Origin of the sequence: Streptomyces tuirus, assembly GCF_014701095.1 — a bacterium.
GTDB lineage: Bacteria > Actinomycetota > Actinomycetes > Streptomycetales > Streptomycetaceae > Streptomyces > Streptomyces tuirus.
In genome coordinates this window covers 2,227,004-2,247,798 of sequence record NZ_AP023439.1, presented here as the reverse complement: position 1 = coordinate 2,247,798, position 20,795 = coordinate 2,227,004, and the positions used below count along the sequence as shown (strand labels likewise).

General features: G+C 73.5%; 16 protein-coding genes. 8 read left to right on the top strand and 8 right to left on the bottom strand.

Annotated elements, in window-relative coordinates:
• Positions 1-221: 221 nt before the first annotated feature.
• Positions 222-2,096, top strand: a complete 1,875-nt coding sequence (locus IGS69_RS34580; protein ID WP_269783159.1) for a helix-turn-helix domain-containing protein — start codon at positions 222-224, stop codon at positions 2,094-2,096.
• A gap of 67 nt (positions 2,097-2,163) precedes the next feature.
• Here the strand turns inward: IGS69_RS34580 and nirD are convergent, their stop codons facing one another.
• The 3 genes from nirD to IGS69_RS10380 are packed head-to-tail and all read right to left on the bottom strand — an operon-like array spanning position 2,164 to position 6,346.
• A complete protein-coding gene (gene nirD / locus IGS69_RS10390) occupies positions 2,164-2,514 on the bottom strand; it encodes a nitrite reductase small subunit NirD (protein WP_190898486.1) in 351 nt (116 codons plus the stop codon).
• Entirely contained in the window at positions 2,511-5,129 is a 2,619-nt protein-coding gene (gene nirB / locus IGS69_RS10385) for a nitrite reductase large subunit NirB (protein ID WP_190898485.1), read from the bottom strand. The genes nirD and nirB overlap by 4 nt, the downstream gene beginning before the upstream one ends.
• A complete protein-coding gene (locus IGS69_RS10380) occupies positions 5,129-6,346 on the bottom strand; it encodes an NAD(P)/FAD-dependent oxidoreductase (RefSeq protein ID WP_190898484.1) in 1,218 nt (405 codons plus the stop codon). Before IGS69_RS10380 ends, nirB begins: the two co-directional genes overlap by 1 nt.
• Positions 6,347-6,617: 271 nt before the next feature.
• On the opposite strand from IGS69_RS10380, the gene IGS69_RS10375 reads away from it, so the two are divergent.
• Positions 6,618-7,400 carry a sulfite exporter TauE/SafE family protein gene (locus IGS69_RS10375; protein WP_190898482.1) on the top strand — a complete coding sequence of 261 codons (783 nt, stop codon included), beginning with the start codon at positions 6,618-6,620 and terminating at the stop codon, positions 7,398-7,400.
• 42 nt (positions 7,401-7,442) lie between these two features.
• Here IGS69_RS10375 and IGS69_RS10370 read toward each other — a convergent pair whose 3' ends face one another.
• Together IGS69_RS10370 and IGS69_RS10365 are read right to left on the bottom strand one after the other, a co-directional pair.
• Complete coding sequence (locus IGS69_RS10370; protein ID WP_190904447.1) at positions 7,443-8,048, bottom strand: class F sortase; 606 nt, start codon at positions 8,046-8,048, stop codon at positions 7,443-7,445.
• Positions 8,049-8,215: 167 nt separating this feature from the next.
• Positions 8,216-8,737, bottom strand: a complete 522-nt coding sequence (locus tag IGS69_RS10365; protein ID WP_190898481.1) for a hypothetical protein — start codon at positions 8,735-8,737, stop codon at positions 8,216-8,218.
• Between the two features lie 271 nt (positions 8,738-9,008).
• Between IGS69_RS10365 and IGS69_RS10360 the strand changes: the two genes are divergently transcribed.
• Complete coding sequence (locus tag IGS69_RS10360; protein WP_190898479.1) at positions 9,009-9,611, top strand: NADPH-dependent FMN reductase; 603 nt, start codon at positions 9,009-9,011, stop codon at positions 9,609-9,611.
• 33 nt (positions 9,612-9,644) lie between these two features.
• On the opposite strand, the gene IGS69_RS10355 is transcribed toward IGS69_RS10360, so the two are convergent.
• Positions 9,645-10,061 (bottom strand): gamma-glutamylcyclotransferase family protein, encoded by a 417-nt coding sequence (locus IGS69_RS10355; RefSeq protein WP_190898478.1) that lies wholly within the window; start codon positions 10,059-10,061, stop codon positions 9,645-9,647.
• Between the two features lie 139 nt (positions 10,062-10,200).
• Between IGS69_RS10355 and IGS69_RS10350 the strand changes: the two genes are divergently transcribed.
• Positions 10,201-11,847, top strand: a complete 1,647-nt coding sequence (locus IGS69_RS10350; RefSeq protein ID WP_190898477.1) for a M4 family metallopeptidase — start codon at positions 10,201-10,203, stop codon at positions 11,845-11,847.
• 3 nt (positions 11,848-11,850) lie between these two features.
• Here the strand turns inward: IGS69_RS10350 and IGS69_RS10345 are convergent, their stop codons facing one another.
• Together IGS69_RS10345 and IGS69_RS10340 are read right to left on the bottom strand one after the other, a co-directional pair.
• Positions 11,851-14,172 (bottom strand): molybdopterin oxidoreductase family protein, encoded by a 2,322-nt coding sequence (locus tag IGS69_RS10345; RefSeq protein WP_190898476.1) that lies wholly within the window; start codon positions 14,170-14,172, stop codon positions 11,851-11,853.
• A 117-nt stretch (positions 14,173-14,289) separates the two neighbouring features.
• Positions 14,290-15,012, bottom strand: coding sequence for a SanA/YdcF family protein (locus tag IGS69_RS10340; RefSeq protein WP_190898475.1), 723 nt, complete (start codon positions 15,010-15,012; stop codon positions 14,290-14,292).
• Between the two features lie 213 nt (positions 15,013-15,225).
• On the opposite strand from IGS69_RS10340, the gene IGS69_RS10335 reads away from it, so the two are divergent.
• The 4 genes from IGS69_RS10335 (at position 15,226) to dnaG (ending at position 20,756) form a co-directional block, all read left to right on the top strand.
• Complete coding sequence (locus tag IGS69_RS10335) at positions 15,226-15,996, top strand: sirohydrochlorin chelatase (protein WP_190898473.1); 771 nt, start codon at positions 15,226-15,228, stop codon at positions 15,994-15,996.
• A 115-nt stretch (positions 15,997-16,111) separates the two neighbouring features.
• A complete protein-coding gene (locus tag IGS69_RS10330) occupies positions 16,112-17,389 on the top strand; it encodes a deoxyguanosinetriphosphate triphosphohydrolase (protein ID WP_190898471.1) in 1,278 nt (425 codons plus the stop codon).
• Positions 17,390-17,523: 134 nt separating this feature from the next.
• The gene (locus tag IGS69_RS10325; protein WP_190898469.1) at positions 17,524-18,789 is read left to right on the top strand and encodes an NAD(P)/FAD-dependent oxidoreductase; all 1,266 of its coding nucleotides are present in this window, start codon (positions 17,524-17,526) and stop codon (positions 18,787-18,789) included.
• Positions 18,790-18,836: 47 nt separating this feature from the next.
• The gene (gene dnaG, locus IGS69_RS10320; RefSeq protein WP_190898468.1) at positions 18,837-20,756 is read left to right on the top strand and encodes a DNA primase; all 1,920 of its coding nucleotides are present in this window, start codon (positions 18,837-18,839) and stop codon (positions 20,754-20,756) included.
• Positions 20,757-20,795: the final 39 nt, after the last annotated feature.

Genomic DNA, 20,795 nt, shown 5'->3' with positions numbered 1-20,795 from the left:
GGTCTCCTCGGAGGTCGGGGACGGTGGAGCGGACGGCCCGACGCTGGCAAGGCAGGACCGGGCCGGGCAAGGCGGCGGGGGCCGTCTGGGATGCCGGGACGGCGTCCCGGCGCCTGCCTGGCGCGTTCCGGGACCGTTGGGACGGCCATGGGACGCCATTGGTGGCACAGTGTCGGCACGAGACGCCCGACCAGCGTCCGTTGGGGATTCCCGAGGGGGGAATGGCGTTGTCGGCATGCCCTGAAACGGAGCGGTTCGCCGCGCTGTTGCGTTCACTCAAGAGCCGGTCCGGACTGAGTTACGAGGCCCTCGCCAGGAAGTCCGGCCTGGCGGGCTCGACCCTGCACCGCTACTGCCGTGGTACGTCGGTGCCGCAGGACTACGGCAGCGTGCACCGGCTCGCCACGGTCTGCGGCGCGACCCCGGACGAATTGCGCACCCTGCACCGCCTGTGGGCCCTGGCCGACGCGGCACGGGCGGCGACGGCTGCCGCGGTGACGGCTGCCGCCGGGAAAGGGGGGAACGACCGAGCGGAACCCGAGACCGAAGGCCGGGCCACCGACGCGACGGCCGCGACCCCCGGCCGGGCCGCCGACGTGACGCCGGCGCCCCCCGGCCTGGGCGCCGAGCCCGCCTCGGGTGCGGTGCAGGGCCGGGGTGCCGAGACGGCATCGGGTGCGGCCCAGGGCCCGGGCGCCGCCACGGCCTCGGGTGCGGCCCGGGGCCGGGGTGCCGAGCCCGCTTCGGGTGCGGTGCAGGGCCGGGGTGCTGAGACGGCCTCGGGTGCGGCCCAGGATCGGGGTGCCGAGACGGCCTCGGCTGCGGCTCAGAACCGCGGCGGCGAGCCCGCCTCGGGTGCGGTGCAGGGCCCGGATGCCGAGGCCGGCGCGGATACGGCTCAGGGCGTGAACGCCGAAACCACCACAGGTGCGGACCGGGGCCGGGGCACCGAGGCCGCCACGGATACGGCAACGAGCCGCGACGCCGCTCCCACCCCGAAGGCGGCCCAGCACCAGGGGGCCGAGCCCAGCCCGGATCGGACAGCTGGGCGGCGCGCCGAAACCGGCACGGATCAGGCAGCCGGCCCGGGCGCTGAGCCCAGCCCCAGTCGGACAGCCGGCCCGGGCGCTGAGCCCAGCCCCAGTCGGACAGCCGGCCCGGGCGCTGAGCCCAGCCCCAATCGGACACCCGGCCGGGGGGCCGAGACCAGCCCGGATCAGATAGCCGGCCGGCGCGCTGAGACCAGTCCGGATCCGACAGCCGGCCGCCGCGCCGGGGCCGGCACGGATCAGACACCAGGCCGGGGCACCCTGCCCGCCACGGACGCCGTCCCCGGCCGGGACGCAGGCCCGGGCGGCCGGCCGAGCCCACGCTCCACCGGGGCGTCCCGGCGGCGCCGACTGCGTACCTCCGTCGTCGCCGCCGCGGTCGTCGCCGCCGTCGGTGTCTCCGCCTGGGCCCTGACGAACGGCCGGTCACCGTCCGACGGCGGCGCGGGACGCGGCACCGGCACCGGCGAGGACCGGCCGTTGTTCTCGGCCGGCTGCTCGCCCGTGATCGCGATGGGACAGCACGACGAGTGCGTGCGGGAGGTGCAGCGCCTGCTGCACTCCAAGGGCGCGGACATCGGCGTGGACGGGGACTTCGGGCCGCAGACCCTGCGCCGCGTCACGGCCTTCCAGGTGCTTGCCGGACTCCAGCCCAACGGAGTCGTCGGGGAGCCCACGAAGAAGGCGCTGTACACCTCGCGGGTCAGAATGGGCGTGTGGTCGCCGCAGAAGGTGCGCAAACGGGTCCGGGAGGTGTTCCCCGAAGTGCCGGACAAGGCGGTGGCCATCGCCGACTGCCAGTCCTTCCTCGACCCGCTGCACATCCTCCCCAACACCAACGGCACCAGGAACTGGGGCCTGTTCCAGATCTCCGACGCCCGGCTGCGTGAGCTGGGCGGCACACCGCGCGAGGCCCTGGACCCGGAGTGGAACATCCGGGCGGCCCGGAAACTGTGGAGCCGGGACCGCGACTTCGGCGACTGGCCCCACTGCGAACGCGCCGCCGACGCCCCCCGCTCCCCGGCGACAGCCCCCTCCGGGACGTGAGCGACGCGGAGAGCACCCCTCCGCGAACGAGGGGTGCTCCTGTTCCTGGACGGCCGCGGTCGAGCGGTTACGCCGTCCGCACCTTGTAGGCGGTCACCCGTACCGTCTCGTCGTCCAGGCACTCGCCCGACGCCAGGTCGAAGCGCTGCTTCAGCAGGGGAGAGGCGACGAAGGGGCGGCCCTGGTGGGTGCCGGTGAGGCCGCGGGAGAGGACCGCCGCGCCGGTGAAGGGGTCGCGGTTGTCGATGGCGAACAGCTCGCCGGAGCGGTCGCGGAAGATCGCGGCCTGCCGGCCGTCCGGCAGCAGTGCGGCCACCCCGCGGCCCGGCAGCAGCGCCGCCAGGTCGCAGACCGTGAACCAGTCGCCGTCCAGGGCGAGTTCGATCTTGAGGTCGGTGGTCTCGGGTGCCAGGGTCATCGCTGGGCGCTTCCTTCCAGTACGTCAGCGGCGGGTCGCATGCCGATGGACAGCAGCGGCAGGTCGGGCTTCATCTGGTCGCGCTCGGGCACGAAGGCGACGACGGGGTCCGGGGTGTCCGGCGCGTTCACGAAGGACACGAACCGGGCGAGCTTCTCGGGGTCGTTGACGGTCTCGGCCCACTCGTCGCGGTAGTGCGCGACATGCGCCCGCATCAGCTGCTCCAGCTCGTCGCAGATGCCGAGCGAGTCGTGGACGACGACGTCCCGCACGTGGTCGAGGCCGCCGGGGATCCGCTCCAGCCACGTCGACGTGCGCTCCAGCCGGTCGGCGGTGCGGATGTAGAACATCAGGAACCGGTCGATCAGGCGGACCAGTTCGGCGTCCGACAGGTCCTGCGCCAGGAGGTCCGCGTGCCGCGGGGTCGCGCCGCCGTTGCCGCCGACGTAGAGGTTCCAGCCGTTGGCCGTGGCGATCACGCCGAAGTCCTTCGACTGGGCCTCGGCGCACTCGCGCTGGCAGCCGGAGACCGCCGACTTGAGCTTGTGCGGCGACCTGAGCCCCCGGTAGCGCAGCTCCAGGTCGATCGCCATCCGCACCGAGTCCTGGACGCCGTAGCGGCACCAGGTCTGGCCGACGCAGGACTTCACCGTGCGCAGCGACTTGCCGTAGGCGTGGCCGGACTCGAAGCCGGCGTCCACCAGCCGGGCCCAGATCAGCGGCAGTTGCTCGACGCGGGCGCCGAACATGTCGATCCGCTGACCGCCGGTGATCTTCGTGTAGAGGCCGAAGTCCCGGGCGATCTCGCCGATCACGATCAGCTTCTCCGGGGCGATCTCGCCCCCGGGGATCCGCGGCACGACCGAGTACGAGCCGTTCTTCTGCAGGTTGGCCAGGAAGTGGTCGTTGGTGTCCTGGAGGGCCGCCTGCTCGCCGTCCAGGACGTAGCCGCTCGCGCCGATCGTCGGGGCGAGGGAGGCGATGATCGAGCCGACGGCCGGCTTGCAGACCTCGCAGCCGTCACCGCCCCGGGCCTCCTCGCGGCCGTGCCGGTCCAGCAGGTCCCGGTAGGTGGTGATGCGCAGGGCGTGGACGATCTCGTAGAGCTCCTCGCGGGTCTGCCCGAAGCAGCCGCACAGGCCCTTGTCGACCTCGACGCCGCTCGCCTCCAGCTCGGCGTTGACGAGCTGGCCGAGGACCTTGACGCAGGAGCCGCAGCCGGTGCCGGCCTTGGTGCACTTCTTCACCTCGGGCACGGTCGTGCACTGGTGGTCGGTGACCGCGCCGCGGATCGTGCCCTTGGAGACGTTGTGGCAGGAGCAGATGACCGCCTCGTCGGGCAGCGCGGACGGGCCGAGCTGCACGGACTCCCCGGCCCCGGCGGGCAGCACCAGCGACTCGGGGGAGACCGGCGGGACCGATCCGGTGAACGCCTTCAGCGTGCCGTAGGCCTCCGCGTCGCCGACCAGGATGCCGCCGAGCAGCGTGCCGTCCCGGCCGATGACCAGCTTCTTGTACAGGCCCGCGCGGGAGTCGGAGTAGACGACGTCCAGGCAGTCCTCGGCGGTGCCGTGCGCGTCACCGAAGGACGCCACGTCCACGCCGAGCAGCTTCAGCTTGGTGGAGAGGTCGGCGCCGGTGAAGGACGCCTCGTCCGAGGCGATCGTGGCCGCGGCCGTCTCGGCCTGCTCGTAGCCCGGGGCCACCAGGCCGTACACCCGGCCGTCGGAGGCCAGCGCGCACTCGCCGATCGCGAAGACGTGCGGGTCGGCGACCGTACGGCACTGCTCGTCGACGGTGATGCCGCCGCGCTCCCCGACCGTCAGACCGCAGTCGCGGGCCAGCTGGTCGCGGGGGCGCACACCGGCGGAGAACACCACCATGTCGGCGGCGAGTTCGGAACCGTCGGAGAGCTTCATGCCGGTGACGGCACCCTTGGCGTCGACGAGGATCTCCTGCGTGCCCACGCCCGTGTGGACGCTCAGGCCCATCTCCTCGATGGTCCGCAGCAGCGCGGCACCGCCGCCGTCGTCCACCTGGACGGGCATCAGCCGGGGCGCGAACTCCACGATGTGCGAGGTGAGTCCGAGGCCCTTCAGCGCCCCGGCGGCCTCCAGCCCGAGCAGACCGCCGCCGACCACGGCACCCACCGTGGCCTTCGACTTCGCGTACTCCTCGATCGCGAGCAGGTCCTCGATCGTGCGGTAGACGAAACAGCCCTCGGCGTCCTTGCCCGGGACCGGCGGGACGAAGGGGTAGGAGCCGGTGGCGAGCACGAGGGTGTCGTAGGCGAAGACCTCACCGGAGCGGGCGGTGACCTCGCGGGCCTCACGGTCGACGGACACCGCCGGGTCGCCGACGCGCAGCTCGATGCCGTGCGCGGCGATGAAGTCCAGATCCGTCATGGAGAGGTCCTCGGGGGTCTTCCCCGAGAAGTACGAGGTGAGGGCGACGCGGTCGTAGGCCGGGCGCGGCTCCTCGCAGAGCACGACCACGCGGTGGGTGGCGGTGAGGCCGCGCTCGGCGAGCGCCTCGAGGAAGCGCTGGCCGACCATGCCGTGGCCGACGAGCACGATCGTGGGGGTGGCCTCCGTGGCCTCCGGGGTGGCGGTCATCAGGAGCCTCCATCGTTGGTGAGCAGGTGGAGCAGCGGGCCGCCGTCGGAGGGGAGCGGCTCTGCTCCCTCCCAGGCGCGGGCGAGTGCGCCGACGGTGCCGAGTTCGCCGACGAGGACCCCGCCGACCAGGCGGTCGTCGCGGACGACGACCTTGCGGTAGGTGCCGCGGGTGGCGTCGGCGAGCTGGACGACGTCGTCGCCCGGGAGGGCCTCGGTCTCGCCGAACGCGGCGAGGTCGAAGGGGCTGTCGTGCCCGTTGAGCGTGAGCCGCGTCAGGGAACGCGTGCCGGTGTACCGGGCGGTGATGTCACCGGCCAGCAACTCGGCCAGCGCGTCGGCCTGTTCGAGCGCCGGGGTGGCGAGGCCGTACACCGTGCCGTGGTGCTGGACGCAGTCCCCGAGGGCGTGGATGTGCGGGTCGGAGGTGCGCAGCTCGTCGTCGACGACGATGCCCTTGCGCACCTCCAGGCCGGCCGCCTGCGCCAGACCCACCCGCGGGTGGACCCCGCAGGCCAGCACCACGAGGTCGGCGTCGAGGGCGTATCCGTCGGCCATCTCCACCGAGCGGACCGCACCGCCGACGCAGCGGACGTCGCGCACGCGCAGCTCGGTGTGCACCTCGACGCCGAGGCCGGTGAGGTGACGCCGGACCAGCTTCGAGGCGGCCGGGTCGAGCTGGCGCTCCATCAGCCGCTCGGACTGCTGGGCGAGTACGACCTGCGCGCCGCGCAGCGCGAGGGCGCGGGCGGCGGAGACGCCGAGGAGCCCGCCGCCGATGACGACCGCCTTGGCGCCCGGCCGGACCGCCTTGGACAGCCCCAGGCAGTCGTCCATGGTGCGGAACGCGTGCACGCCCTCGGGCAGTTGGTGGTTCGCGGTGAACAGGCCGCGCAGCGGCGGCAGCACGGGGTTGGATCCGGTGGCCAGGACGAGCGTGTCGTATGCGACCACCGAGCCGTCCGCGCACCGCACGGTCCGCGCCTCGCGGTCGATTCCGGTGACCCGGCCGCGGGTCAGTGCCGTGGGCGAGGGCAGGGCGATCACCTCGGGGCTGTACCGTCCGGCCAGCACCTCGGCGAGCAGCACCCGGTTGTAGGGCCGGTGCTCCTCCTCGCCGATCAGCAGCGCGGGCGTGCCGAGCTCACCGAGCCGCCGGGCGAGCCGTACGCCCGCGAGGCCGGTGCCGATCACCACCACACGCTCGTTCGAGGTCATGTACTTGAGCGTGCGGTGCCGGTGTTACCCGGCAGCATCACCTCTGTTTCCCGCGGGGAACGCTGCCCTCAGCGGCCGGAGCCGGGGAGTGTGAGACTTCCCGAGGTGCGAGGACGGCGGACCGTGAGGGATCCCGCAGCCCGACCCCGTGGGCTGTGAGGGATCCCGCAGCACCACGCCCATGGGCTGTGAGGGATTCCGCAGCGCGACGCCCGTGGGCTGTGAGGGGCGTCGCAGAGGCGGCGGGCCGGCCTCGCATAGGGTCGCGATCATGCCCGACATATCGCTGACCATGATCGTCCTGCTCTGCGTCGCGGCCCTCGCCGCCGGCTGGATCGACGCCGTGGTCGGCGGGGGCGGCCTCCTGCTGCTGCCCGTGCTGCTGCTCGGGCTGCCGGGGAACACACCCGCCGCGCACGCGCTCGGCACCAACAAGGCCGTCGCCATCGTCGGCACCACCGGCGCGGCCGTGACGTACGCCCGCAAGGCTCCCGTGGACGTCCGCACCGCCGTCCGCATCGGGCTGGCCGCCCTCGCCGGATCCTCGGCCGGGGCGTTCTTCGCGGCGGGGATGAGCACCGCCGTCCTGAAGCCGGTGATCATGGTGGTGCTGCTGGGGGTCGCCGCCTTCGTGATCCTGCGGCCCGCCTTCGGCACGGCCCCCGCGACCGGCCCGGCCACCCGCCGCCGGATCCTCGCGGCGATCGGCCTGGCCGGCCTCGGCATCGGCTTCTACGACGGACTCATAGGCCCCGGCACCGGTACGTTCCTGGTTCTCGCGCTCACCGCGATCCTCCACCTCGACCTCGTCACGGCCTCCGCCACCGCCAAGATCGTCAACTGCTGCACCAACGCGGGCGCCCTCGCCACCTTCGCCTGGCAGGGCGCGGTCCTGTGGCAACTGGCCGCCCTGATGGCCGTCTTCAACCTGGCGGGCGGCACCCTCGGTGCCCACACCGCCCTCAAGCGGGGCAGCGGCTTCGTCCGCGTCGTCCTGCTGACGGTCGTCTTCGCCCTGGTCGGGAACCTGGCGTACGAACAGTGGCCGGCCTAGCGCCTGTCGGGGGCCTGGGGGCGGGCCCATGTCCTGGGCGTGTCACCGGCTGCCGGTCAGATGCGCGAAGACGACGACGTTCCCCTGGTACCCGGTGCCGCGGGAGTACCCGCCGCCGCAGGTGATGACCCGCAGCTCGGGGCGGCGGGCAGGGCCGTAGACCTTCTCGTCGGGGAAGTCCTTCGCGGCGTAGACCTCCACGGCGTCCACGGTGAACACCGCGACGCCGCCGTCCCGCCGGTCCACCTCGATGGTGCTGCCCCGGGCCAGGGCGCCCAGGTCGTAGAAGACGGCGGGGCCGTCGGCGTTGTCGACGTGGCCGGCGACGATCGCCGTGCCCGGCTCCCCGGGGGTGGTGCCGGCCTCGTACCAGCCGGCGAGGTTCTCGTCCGCCGCGGGCGGTACGTCGAGGCTGCCGGTCCTCGTCAGGCCGAGCCCGGTCAGTGGGGCGTTCACCCCGATCGCCGGGATGCGGATGCGGTCGGGCGGCGAGGGCGGCAGCGCGGGCACGGCGGGCCGCTCCCCGGCGCGGCCGTCCAGTCCGGCCCGGGCCTGCGCGGCGGACGGCTGGGGCGGGGCGTGGGTGACGGCGCCGTCGCGCAGCAGCCACACCCCGGAGCACAGGGCGAACACCGTGACGGCCGCCATGGCCGCGTTCGCGGGATCGCGGACGCCGCTGCCGGGCCTGGGGAACCTGCGCACACTCACCCCTTTCTGGGCTTCGGCCCCCGTACCCCCCTCCGGGCCGCGAGGGGCGTCGGACCCGGAGGGGGAGGGGACATGCGGTACCGGCGACGGACAGCGGAGGGTGTCCGTCAGATCCCGTCGCCTCTCGCCCGGCGATGCAGGAGCCAGGTACCGCCCGCGGCGGCGACGGCGAGGGCCGCCACGCCGGCCGCGGTCTGCACGGGATCGGGGCCCAGTGCGCCGCCGACCCCCGTCTTCACGCTCCCCCGTGGATGCACCTGCCCGCGCATCGGCGTGAGCGTGACCACCAGGTCCCCGGTGGTCCGCCGGCCGCTGCCGCCGCAGGTGGCGGTGATCTCGTACGTCCCCGGCTGCGCGCTCGGCGGCACCCTGAACCGCCCCGTCGCGTCCTGCCCGGCCGCGTCCGGCGCCAGGCTGAGGGAACCGGCCCCGACCGCGCTGGCGTCACCCGTCGCCGAGCCGCCGTCGCCGCAGGCGGCCGTGCGCACCGTGACCTGACCGCCGGGCACGACCGAGGCGGGGGACACCTCCAGGCCACCGGCGGACGAGCCGTACGCGGGGGCCGCGCCGAGAGCCGCGGCGGCGACGGCGAGCGCCATGCCGGTCAGCGGCCGGGCGGTACGTCGCATCGGTGCTCCCCCTTCGAGCGGGTCGGTCGTGCGCCTGCCCTTCCGAGGTAACGGGCAGCGGGACGACCGCGCCCCCTGAGGGGGCGTCAGAATTGGGGTGAATGGGTGTCAGGGCGAGATGCACCGGTGGCCACTCGTGGTCGTTTCGGCAGGTCACGGGCGTTCGGAGGGCGGGGTGCGGAAATGCGCGGGGTGCGCGTGTGAACGGGTGACCCGGGTTCACGCGCCACCGCTTGACCTCAAGTTTGGTTGAGGTACAAGGCTGTCCCGCATGAACCCGACCACCACCGCACCAGCCGCCGCCGACCCCCTCCGCCTCACCCTCGTCGTGGGCAGCAACCGGCACGGACGCTTCGGCCCCGTCGTCGCGGACTGGCTCCTGGACCGCATCCGGGACCGGGACGACCTGGTCGCCGAGGTCGTGGACGTCGCCGAGGCCGCCCTGCCCATGTCCCTCGAACCGACCCCGGAGGCGACCGCCGCGCTGTCCGGCATCACCCCGAAGCTGGCCCGCGCGGACGCCTTCGTGGTGCTCACCCCCGAGTACAACCACTCCTTCCCGGCGGGCCTGAAGAACCTCGTCGACTGGCACTTCACCGAATGGCAGACCAAGCCCGTCGGCCTGGTCTCCTACGGCGGTCTGTCCGGTGGCCTGCGCGCGGTGGAGCACCTGCGTCAGGTCTTCGCCGAGCTCCACGCCGTCACGGTCCGCGACACCGTCTCCTTCCACAACGCCGGTGCCGCCTTCGACGACCGGGGCGCCCTGCGCGACCCGTCCGGCCCGGACGCGGCGGCGAAGACCATGCTGGACCAACTGGTGTGGTGGGGAACGGCGTTGCGGGAGGCCCGGGCGAGCCGGCCGTACGGGGGCTGAGGCCGGCTCGGCACCCCTTTCACCTCTCGCCTCTCACACCCGCGCCCGCCAGTCCCCGCCCGCGATCGCCCGCCCCCGGGCCCGCAGCCGCGCGGCGACGGCGGGCGCGGCCAGATACACCCAGGCCGGCACGGCCACCCCGTCGGCCTCCCGTACGACCTGCCGCTCGACGCGCACGTACAGACTGCGCGGATCCCCCGGCACGTACTCCTCCAGCCGGTCCAGCTCGGCGAGCAGCCCCTCGTACGCCTCCGGCAGCGCGGTGACCAGCTCCCCGCCGACCACGCCGCCGCCCGGCTCCTCGACCGCGTACGGATAGCCCGGCCCGTCGTAGAGCACCGCGTCCGCGAGCCTGCCGGGCTCCTCGGAACGGGTGCGGCCGCGCAGGAAGAGGTCGTGGTTGGCCTCCCCGGGACGCAGGGTGCCGTAGACGAAGAAGGGGAGGGTCACAGGAACGATTCTCCACCCTCACACACCTCCACAGCAGCGCTATGGACATGCCATGTCCGTGCCGCCTTAACTCTCGGTCAACATCAACGCCGCACCCGGTCGACCCCACGCGACCGGGTGCGCCCGTATGAGGAGACCGATGAGTCGGATACGTCATGTCCGCGGTTCCCGTCTCGCCCTCGCCGGTGTGGCCGTCACCGGCACCACCGCCCTGCTGGCCGCCGTCCTCTCCCCGGCCGCCGGAGCGGCTGACCTGCCGACCAGGTCGGCCGCGATCGAGGACGCGGAGGCGGTGCTCGCGGACCGGGCCGGAGCCCTGGGCCTCACCTCGGCCCAGGAGACGAAGGTCCGGGACGTCGTCGTCGACGACGACGGCACCCGGCACGTCCGCTACGACCGCACCTACCACCGGCTCCCGGTCCTCGGCGGGGACTTCGTCCTCCACCTGAACCCGGACGGCACGTACCGCGGCACGAGCCGGGCGACGAAGTCGGCGCTCTCCCTGGCGAGTGTCACCCCGAAGGTGAGCGCCCCCAAGGCCGCCGACCTCGCGGCGAACCTGCTGCGCGCGGCCCACCTCGGCGAGACCCTGAAGGGGCTGACCGCCAAGCCGCGGCTGGTCGTCGACGCCCTGCACGGCGCCCCGAAGCTGGCCTGGCAGACCGACGCGGTGGCCCACGACGAGATCGGCAACCCCGTCGGGCGCACGGTCCTGACCGACGCGACGACCGGCGCCCGGATCGACGCCTGGGACTCCCTGGAGTCGGCGTCGGGCGACGGCAAGTCCCTCTACGGCGGCACGGTCCCGCTGGAGACGACGGCGGCCGGCTCGTCGTACCAGCTCAAGGACGCGACGCGCGGCGGCACGTACACCGGCGACGCCGAGAACAAGACGGACAAGTGCCTGCTGACCATCTGTCTGACCCGCGCCCCCGCGACGGTTTTCACGGACGCCGACAACCAGTGGGGGACGGGCGCGACGGCCGACCGGTCCACGGTGGCGGTGGACGCTCAGTACGGCACGGACGTCACCTGGGACTACTACAAGGACGTTCACGGCCGCAGCGGCATCGCAGGCGATGGCAAGGGCTCCTTCAACCGCGTCCACTACGGCACGGACTACAACAACGCCTTCTGGGACGACAACTGCTTCTGCATGACCTACGGCGACGGCGACGGCACGCTGATGGGCCCGCTGGTGTCGCTGGACGTCGCCGGGCACGAGATGTCTCACGGCGTGACGTCGAAGACGGCGGCGCTGACCTACTCGGGCGAGTCCGGCGGCCTGAACGAGGCCACGTCGGACATCTTCGGCACGCTGGTGGAGTTCCACGCGGCCAACGCCGAGGACCCGGGCGACTGGCTCATCGGTGAGAAGGTCGTCCGCTCCGGCCTCGGCCGCGAGGCCCTGCGCTTCATGGACAAGCCGTCCAAGGACGGCAAGTCGGCGGACTGCTGGAACGCGAAGCTCGGCGACCTCGACGTGCACTACTCCTCCGGCGTCGGCAACCACTTCGCCTACCTGCTCGCGGAGGGCAGCGGCGCCAAGTCCCTCAACGGCGTCGCCTACAACGCCCCGACCTGCGACGGCTCCACGGTGACCGGCATCGGCCGGGCCAAGCTGGGCAAGATCTGGTACCGCGCGCTGACGGTCTACATGACGTCCTCGACGACGTACGCGGACGCCCGCACGGCGACCCTGAGCGCGGCGAAGGACCTCTACGGCGCCGACAGCACCGAGCAGAAGGCGGTCGCGGCGGCCTGGAAGGCCGTCGCCGTGAGCTGACCCCTACGCCTCGATCTCCAGCCGCACCGCGCACGCCTTGAACTCCGGCATCCGCGAGACCGGGTCGAGCGCGGGGTTGGTGAGGGTGTTGGCGCGGCCCTCGCCCGGCCAGTGGAACGGCATGAAGACGGTGTCGGGCCGGATGGCGTCCGTGATCCTCGCGGGCGCCACCGCCCGGCCCCGCCGCGACACGACGGCCACCGGATCGCCCTCGGCCGCCCCCAGCCGGGCGGCCAGCCTCGGGTGCAGCTCCACGAACGGCCCGGGCGCGGCGGCGTTCAGCTCCGCCACCCGCCGGGTCTGCGCCCCGGACTGGTACTGCGCCACGACCCGCCCGGTGGTCAGCAGCACCGGGTACTCCTCGTCCGGTTCCTCGGCGGTCGCGCGGTGGGAGACGGGGACGAAGCGGGCGCGGCCGTCGGGCGTGGCGAAACGGTCGAGGAACAGGCGGGGCGTGCCGGGGTGAACCCGGGCCGGCCCGTCCGCCGGGACGGCCGGGCGGCCCGACGCGCTCCCTTGCGCGCCAGGGCCACCCGCCGCGTCTTCGGGCTCGGCCGGTTCTCCCGCCAGGAGCCGCTCGGCCGGGCCGGGCGCCGGGTCCCCGGACTCCGTCACCGCGGAACGGCCCCCCGGGCCATCCGCACCGGACGGGCTCCCCGGGCCGTCCGAACTTCCCGGACCCGCCGCCTCTTCCGCCTCTTCCGCCTCTTCCACCTCTTGTGCCGGACAGGGCCAGAACACCCCGTCCTCCTCCGCCAGCCTCCGGTACGTGATCCCCGAGTAGTCCGCCGCCCCGCCCGCCGACGCCCGGCGCAGTTCCTCGAAGACCTCCTCCGGGTCGGTCGGGAAGCCCTTCTCCACGCCCAGGCGGGCGGCCAGTTCGTGCAGCACCTCCAGGTCGCTGCGGATGCCGTCCGGCGGGGTGACCGCCCGGCGCCGCAGCAGCACCCTGCCCTCCAGGTTCGTCGTCGTGCCCGTCTCCTCGGCCCACTGGGTGACGGGCAGGACCACGTCCGCGAGCGCCGCCGTCTCCGACAGCACCACGTCGCAGACCGCCAGGAAGTCCAGTGACCTGATGCGCTCCTCGACGTGCGCGGCTCGCGGCGCCGACACCACCGGGTTGGACGCCATCAGCAGCAGCGACCTGATGCCCGTGCCCAGCGCGTCCAGCAGCTCGTACGCACTGCGCCCCGGGCCGGGCAGGCTGTCCGGGTCGACTCCCCACACCTCGGCGACATGCGCTCGCGCCGCCGGGTCGTCGAGCTTGCGGTACCCCGGCAACTGGTCGGCCTTCTGCCCGTGTTCGCGCCCGCCCTGCCCGTTGCCCTGCCCGGTCAGACAGCCGTACCCGGACAGCGGGCGGCCCGCCCGGCCGGTCGCCAGGCACAGGTTGATCCACGCGCCCACCGTGTCCGTGCCCTTGGACTGCTGCTCGGGCCCGCGCGCGGTGAGCACCATCGCCGATTCCGGCTCGCAGAACAGCCGTACGGTCTCCCGCAGCTCGGGAACGGACACCCCCGTGATCCGCTCCACCCACTCCGGCCAGTGCGCCATCGCCGCCGCCCGGGCGTCCTCCCAGCCGGCCGTGCGCTCCCGGACGTACTCCTCGTCCACCCGGCCCTCGGCGATCACCAGGTGCAGCAGGCCCAGGGCGAGGGCCAGGTCCGTGCCCGGCCGGGGCGCGAGGTGCAGGTCCGCCTGCTCGGCGGTCTTCGTGCGGCGCGGGTCGATGACGATCAGCGTGCCGCCGTTCTCCCTCAGTTCGGTGAAGAACCGCAGCGACGGCGGCATGGTCTCCGCGAGGTTCGACCCGACGAGGATCACACAGCCGGACTTCGGGATGTCCTCCAGCGGGAACGGCAGCCCCCGGTCGAGTCCGAACGCCTTGATGCCGGCGGCCGCCGCCGACGACATGCAGAAGCGGCCGTTGTAGTCGATCTGGGACGTGCCGAGCACGACCCGCGCGAACTTGCCGAGGGTGTACGCCTTCTCGTTCGTCAGCCCGCCCCCGCCGAACACCCCGAGCGCGTCCGGCCCGTACTCCGCGCGCGTGCGTCCCAGCCCCGCGGCGATCCGGTCCAGCGCCGCGTCCCAGGAGGCGGGCACCAGCGTGCCGCCCTCGTCGCGCACCAGCGGGGAGTTCAGCCGCACGCCGGGCGCGAGCACCGCCGCGGCCGTCCGGCCCTTGCCGCACAGGGCGCCCCGGTTCACCGGGAAGTCCGCGCGCTCGCTCACCTCGACGGTCCCGTCCGGCGCGGGCGTGAGGTTCATCCCGCACTGCAGGGCGCAGTACGGGCAGTGCGTGGGCGTCACGGTGCTCTGCATACCGTTCAGCGTGCGTCGGCCGTGTTACGCCCGGGCCGGTTCCCTGTTACACGGCCGGGACGGCAACCTCCCCGCCGCCGTCCCGCCCGCGTGAGGCGGGGGAGCGCCGCCCCGCTCTCACGGACGCCGACGGCCGCCCGGCTGGCGCAGAGGGTCTTCGGCCCACGCCAAGGCCCTCTCCACACCCGGCTCCCGCGGCCCGAGGAACCGCGGGTCCGGCCGGAACGCCGCATCCAGTGCGGCCTTCCCGGCGGCGAAGATCTCCCGCGTGCCCCCGTAGTACCAGGTCACGTCGTGCACGGCGTCCACCCCGACCCCGTACGACGCGACCCCCGCCGCCTCGCACAGCGCCACCGCCCGCCGGATGTGGAAGCCCTGGCTGATCAGCACGGCCTCGTCCACCCCGAAGATCCTCTTCGCGCGCACGCACGAGTCCCAGGTGTCGAACCCCGCGTAGTCGCTGACGATCCGCCCGTCGGGCACCCCGTGCCGGGTCAGATACCCGCGCATCGCGTCGGGCTCGTCGTAGTCCTCGCGGCTGTTGTCCCCGGTGACGAGCACCACCTCCACCCGCCCCTGCCGGTACAGCTTCGCCGCCGCGTCCAGCCGGTGCGCGAGGTACGGCGAGGGCTCGCCGTCCCACAGCCCGGCGCCGAACACCACGGCCACATCGGTACGCGGCACATCCGCCGTCGTACGCAGCCGGTCACCCGTCACGGTGTACATCCACGTCGCCGGGAGCAGCGCGAGCACGCACCCGGCCATCACGGCCTGCACCAGCCTCCGCTGCCCCCGCCGGGTGCGCGGCAGCCGCGGTCTGCGCAACGTCACGGAACGCATCGGACGGTCCCTCCCCAGGTCGGCCCCTCGACAGTCAGGGACGTCCTCCCGGGCCGCCCGGTTCATCCGCAGCCGCGTGACCAGCTTCACTCGCTTCCCGGAAACCGCAGGTCACAGCACCTCACACGGCCCTGCCCCACAGGGTGAACCGCTGGAAAACACCCGTGACGCCCACGCAACGGGAAGGCAACGCGCCACCGCCACCATCGGTGCATGCCCAGTCAGCTCAGCCTCGTCCCGACGCCCGCCCCGCGCCGCCCCGCCGCGCCCGCCCTCGTGGTCGTGGCGCACGGCAGCCGCGACCCCCGCGCGCTGAGCACCGTGAGCGCACTCCTCGACCGGGTCCGCGCCCTGCGCCCCGACGTGCCGGTGCACCTGGGCCACATCGAACTCAACGCCCCGCTGCTCCCCGACACGCTCGCCGCCCTGGGCGACACGGAGGCGGTCCTCGTCCCCCTGCTCCTCAGCCGCGGCTACCACGTCAAGCAGGACATCCCCGAGATGGCCGCGGCCTCCCGGGCCCGCACCCACCTGGCGGCCCCCCTCGGCCCCCACCCCCTCCTCGTCGACGCCCTCCAGGCCCGCCTGACGGAGGCCGGCTGGGGCAAGACACCCCGACGCACCAGCGCGGTGGTCCTCGCCGCGGCCGGCTCCCGCGACCCGGACGCGAAGAAGGACACCGCCCGCACGGCCCACCTCCTCGCGGCCCGCCTCGGCGTCCCCGTCCTCCCGGCCTACGCCGCCGCCGCGACCCCGACGGTCGACACCGCCGTCCGCACCCTCCTCGCCCGGGGCCGCCGTCACATAGCCCTCGCCTCCTACTTCACGGCCCCCGGCCGCTTCGCCACGGAGTCCACCCAGAAGGCCCCCTGGACAGCGTCCGCCCCCCTCGGCACCCACCCCGCCATGGCCGACCTCGTCCTCCACCGCTACGAGGAGGCCTTGACGACGTCGCCCGCGGTCCGGGAACTGGCTTCAGCCTGAGGCCTGAAGGGCGCGGGGAACCGCGCGACAAGCCACCACGTGCCCGCACACGCCACACCACCGAACCCGGCACACGCGACGGCGTACAGCACACCCCTGCCCGTACTGTCGACACATGGACGGCACCGCACCAGACCCCACGGCCTACGACCCGACGTCAGTCGACCGCTGGGCCCCGGAACCCGACAAACGCCCCGGCCGCACCGCCTTCCAACGCGACCGGGCCCGGGTCCTGCACAGCGCCGCCCTCAGAAGACTCGCCGGCAAAACCCAAGTGGTGACGCCCGGCACCATGGGCCCCGCCTGGGACGCCAGCCCCCGCACCCGCCTCACCCACTCCCTCGAATGCGCCCAGGTCGGCCGCGAACTGGGCGCGGCCCTCGGCTGCGACCCCGACCTCGTCGAAGCCGCCTGCCTCTCCCACGACCTCGGCCACCCACCCTTCGGCCACAACGGCGAACAGGCCCTCAACGAGTTCGCGGCGGACTGCGGCGGCTTCGAGGGCAACGCCCAGTCCCTCAGGCTCCTCACCCGCATCGAGCCCAAACGATTCACCCCGGACGGCTCCGTCGGCCTCAACCTCACCCGCGCCGCCCTCGACGCCGCCACCAAGTACCCCTGGCCCCGCGGCGCCCACCCCACCGACCCGGCGTCGCACAAGTTCGGCGTCTACGAGGACGACCGCCCGGTCTTCGACTGGCTCCGCAAGGACGCCCCCGGCACCCGCACCTGCTTCGAGGCGCAGGTCATGGACTGGTCCGACGACGTCGCCTACTCCGTGCACGACGTGGAGGACGGCCTGCACGCCGGCCACATCGACCCGAACTGCCTCCAGGCCGACCCCGAACGCCGGGACGTCTTCCGGGTGGCCCGGGGCCGGTACGTGCCCGCCGACACCGACCCCGCCGAGCTCGCCGAGGCCCTGGACCGGCTCCTCGCCCAGGAGTGGTGGCCGCACGGCTACGACGGCACCGCCGTCGCCCAGGCCCGCCTCAAGGACGCCACCAGCCAGCTCATCGGCCGCTTCTGCCTGGCCGCCGAGACCGCCACCCGCACCGCCTACGGGGCCGGGCGGCTCACCCGGTACGCCGCCGAGCTCGTCGTCCCGCGCGAGACCCGGATGGAGTGCGCGGTCCTCAAGGCCGTCGCCGACCTCTACGTCATGCAGCGCGCCGAGCAGGAGCGGCTGCGCGCCGACCAGCGGATCGTCGTCGCCGAACTGGCCGAGGCGCTCACCGCCCGCGCCCCGGACGGCCTGGACCCGCAGTTCCGCGCCCTGTTCGACCGGGCGGCGGACGACAGGGCGCGCAAGCGGGTGATCGTGGACCAGATCGCCTCCCTCACCGACACGTCCGCCCGTTCGCTTCACGCCCGTCTGACGGGGCAGGGATGAGACTGACGCGACGGGCGGGACGCGAGCACCCCCGAATGTGACCCTCCGTGGCCTGATCGGGTCACTCCCTCTTCCCGCATCACGCTCCGTGCGGGACGCTCGCAAGTGGCGACATCCTGACGAGGAGGCATCAAGTGGTCGACGCGGATCAGACATTCGTCATCGTCGGAGGCGGACTGGCCGGCGCGAAGGCGGCCGAGACGCTCCGTGCGGAGGGCTTCACCGGCCGCGTGATACTGATCTGCGACGAACGCGACCACCCCTACGAGCGCCCGCCCCTGTCCAAGGGCTACCTCCTCGGCAAGGAGGAACGCGACAGCGTCTTCGTGCACGAACCCGCCTGGTACGCGGCCCACGACATCGAGCTGCACCTCGGCCAGACCGTCGACGCGATCGACCGTACGGCGAAGACGGTCCGCTTCGGCGAGGACGGCACCGTCGTCCGCTACGACAAGCTGCTCCTGGCCACCGGCGCCGAGCCCCGCCGCCTGGACATCCCGGGCACGGACCTGGCCGGCGTGCACCACCTGCGCCGCCTCGCCCACGCCGAGCGCCTCAAACACGTCCTGACCAACCTCGGCCGGGACAACGGCCACCTCGTCATCGCCGGAGCCGGCTGGATCGGCCTGGAGGTCGCGGCGGCGGCCCGCGAGTACGGCGCGGAGGTCACGGTCGTCGAACACGGGCCGACCCCGCTGCACGGCGTGCTGGGCCCGGAGCTCGGCGGCCTCTTCGCCGAGCTGCACCGCGAGCACGGCGTGCGCTTCCACTTCGGCAGGCGGCTGACGGAGATCGTCGGCCAGGACGGCATGGTCCTCGCGGCCCGCACGGACGACGGCGAGGAGCACCCGGCGCACGACGTGCTCGCGGCGATCGGCGCGGCCCCGCGCACGCACCTGGCGGAAGCGGCCGGCCTGGAGATCGCCGACCGGGCCCACGGCGGCGGCATCGTCGTCGACGAGCGGCTGCGCACCTCCGACCCGGACGTCTACGCGGCCGGCGACGTGGTCTCCTTCCCGCATCCCCTGTTCGGCACGCGGGTGCGCGTCGAGCACTGGGCCAACGCGCTCAACGGCGGCCCGGCGGCCGCGCGCTCCATGCTGGGCCGCGAGGTGACGTACGACCGGGTGCCGTACTTCTTCTCCGACCAGTACGACCTGGGCATGGAGTACTCCGGCTGGGCGCCCGCGGGCGCTTACGACCAGGTGGTGATCCGCGGGGACGCCGGGAAGCGCGAGTTCATCGCGTTCTGGGTGAAGGACGGCCGGGTGCTGGCCGGGATGAACGTGAACGTATGGGACGTCACGGACAAGATCCAGCGCCTGATCCGCTCCAAGGCGAGGGTGAACACGGAGTCCCTGGCGGACCCGCGCGTCCCGCTGGACGACCTCGTCCCATAGCCGCCGGGGCTGTCAGGAGTGTCAGTTCGGCCCCGTAGACTCACCTCGTGGCAGGACGGATCAACGACGAGGACGTGAAGGCGGTACGGGACGCGGTCCCGATCGACGCCGTGGTGTCCGAGTACCTCCAGCTGCGCAACGCGGGCGGCGGGAACCTCAAGGGTCTCTGCCCCTTCCACGACGAGAAGTCGCCGTCCTTCCAGGTCAGCCCGAGCAAGGGGTTCTTCCACTGCTTCGGCTGCCAGGAGGGCGGCGACACCATCACGTTCGTGATGAAGATCGACCACCTCACCTTCTCGGAGGCGGTCGAGCGCCTGGCCGGCCAGGCGGGCATCACCCTGCGCTACGAGGAGGGCGGCTACAACCCCTCCCACCAGCGCGGCGAGCGGATCCGCCTGGTCGAGGCCCACAAGATCGCCGCCGAGTGGTACGCGGAGCAGCTCGCGACCAGCCCGGAGGCCGACACCGGCCGCCAGTTCCTCGCCGAGCGCGGCTTCGACCAGGCCGCCGCCCAGCACTTCTCCGTCGGCTACAGCCCCCAGGGCTGGGACCACCTCACGCGCTTCCTGCGCGGCAAGGGCTTCACCGACAAGGAGCTGGTCCTCTCCGGCCTCTCCCAGGAGGGCCGCCGCGGCCCCATCGACCGCTTCCGCGGCCGGCTGATGTGGCCCATCCGCGACATCGGCGGCGACGTCGTCGGCTTCGGCGCCCGCAAGCTCTACGAGGCGGACAACGGCCCGAAGTACCTGAACACGCCCGAGACGGCGATCTACAAGAAGTCCCAGGTCCTCTACGGCATCGACCTGGCGAAGAAGGACATCGCCAAGGCGTCCCGCGCGGTCGTCGTCGAGGGCTACACGGACGTCATGGCCTGCCACCTCGCCGGTGTGACGACCGCCATCGCCACCTGCGGCACCGCCTTCGGCGGCGACCACATCAAGATCCTGCGCCGGCTGCTCATGGACAACGGCTCGGCCCGGGTCATCTTCACCTTCGACGGCGACGCCGCCGGCCAGAAGGCGGCCCTGCGCGCCTTCGAGGACGACCAGAAGTTCGCCGCCGAGACGTACATCGCCATCGCCCCGGACGGCATGGACCCCTGCGACCTGCGCCTCGCCAAGGGCGACGAGGCCGTCGCCGACCTCGTCGAACCCCGCACCCCACTCTTCGAGTTCGCGCTCCGCCAGATCGTGAGCCGCTACGACCTCGACACCCCGGCGGGCCGCGCGTCCGCGCTGGACGAGGCCGCCCCGATCGTCGCCCGCATCAAGAACAGCGGCGCCCAGCACGAGGTGGCCGTCCAGCTCGCCGGCATGCTCGGCATCCTCGACACCCAGTTCGTGGTCAAGCGCGTGGCCCAGCTGGCCCGCTGGGCCCGCGACCGCGGCGGCCAGGGCCCCGCCCCGGAGCGGCACCACCCGCAGCGGCAGTACGCCGGCCCGCCCCAGAGCGCCGCCCCTGGCGGCCCGGCCCTCAACCTCCGCAACCCGGTCTTCGCCACCGAGCGGGAGCTCCTCAAACTCGCCCTCCAGCGCCCCGAGTTGGTCTCCCCGGCCTTCGACGCGTACGGCGTGGACGAGTTCACCGCCCCGCCCTACGCCGCCGTCCGCCAGGCCATCCATGACGCGGGCGGCGCCGAACCGGGCGTCGCCGACCCCCAGGACTACCTGGTCAGGGTCCGCGAGGCCGCCCCGGACGACGCGGTCCGCGCGATGGTCACGGAGCTGGCCGTCGAGGCGATCATGCTGCACAAGGGCGTGAAGGGCGCCGACGAGGTGTACGCGGGCGCCCAGTTGGTGACGGTCCGCCGCCGGGCCGTCGAGCGCCGTATCCGCGACATCACGGGCCGGCTCACCCGCCTCGGCACCCACGGCGACCCGGCCGAGCTCGCCGCCGTGCAGAACGAACTGTGGGTCCTCCAGCAGTACGACCAGACCCTCCGGGAGCACGGCGCCGCCGCGCTCTGAGGTCACCGCGCGGTCACGGACCGGAAGCAAAAAGTCATC

What these genes read in the sequence shown, in the direction of transcription:
- IGS69_RS34580 (WP_269783159.1), top strand. Translation starts at nt 222, where the DNA reads ATGGCGTTGTCGGCATGCCCTGAAACGGAGCGGTTCGCCGCGCTGTTG.
- nirD (WP_190898486.1), bottom strand. Translation starts at nt 2,514, where the DNA reads ATGACCCTGGCACCCGAGACCACCGACCTCAAGATCGAACTCGCCCTG.
- nirB (WP_190898485.1), bottom strand. Translation starts at nt 5,129, where the DNA reads ATGACCGCCACCCCGGAGGCCACGGAGGCCACCCCCACGATCGTGCTC.
- IGS69_RS10380 (WP_190898484.1), bottom strand. Translation starts at nt 6,346, where the DNA reads ATGACCTCGAACGAGCGTGTGGTGGTGATCGGCACCGGCCTCGCGGGC.
- IGS69_RS10375 (WP_190898482.1), top strand. Translation starts at nt 6,618, where the DNA reads ATGCCCGACATATCGCTGACCATGATCGTCCTGCTCTGCGTCGCGGCC.
- IGS69_RS10370 (WP_190904447.1), bottom strand. Translation starts at nt 8,048, where the DNA reads ATGGCGGCCGTCACGGTGTTCGCCCTGTGCTCCGGGGTGTGGCTGCTG.
- IGS69_RS10365 (WP_190898481.1), bottom strand. Translation starts at nt 8,737, where the DNA reads ATGCGACGTACCGCCCGGCCGCTGACCGGCATGGCGCTCGCCGTCGCC.
- IGS69_RS10360 (WP_190898479.1), top strand. Translation starts at nt 9,009, where the DNA reads ATGAACCCGACCACCACCGCACCAGCCGCCGCCGACCCCCTCCGCCTC.
- IGS69_RS10350 (WP_190898477.1), top strand. Translation starts at nt 10,201, where the DNA reads ATGAGTCGGATACGTCATGTCCGCGGTTCCCGTCTCGCCCTCGCCGGT.
- IGS69_RS10345 (WP_190898476.1), bottom strand. Translation starts at nt 14,172, where the DNA reads ATGCAGAGCACCGTGACGCCCACGCACTGCCCGTACTGCGCCCTGCAG.
- IGS69_RS10340 (WP_190898475.1), bottom strand. Translation starts at nt 15,012, where the DNA reads ATGCGTTCCGTGACGTTGCGCAGACCGCGGCTGCCGCGCACCCGGCGG.
- IGS69_RS10335 (WP_190898473.1), top strand. Translation starts at nt 15,226, where the DNA reads ATGCCCAGTCAGCTCAGCCTCGTCCCGACGCCCGCCCCGCGCCGCCCC.
- IGS69_RS10330 (WP_190898471.1), top strand. Translation starts at nt 16,112, where the DNA reads ATGGACGGCACCGCACCAGACCCCACGGCCTACGACCCGACGTCAGTC.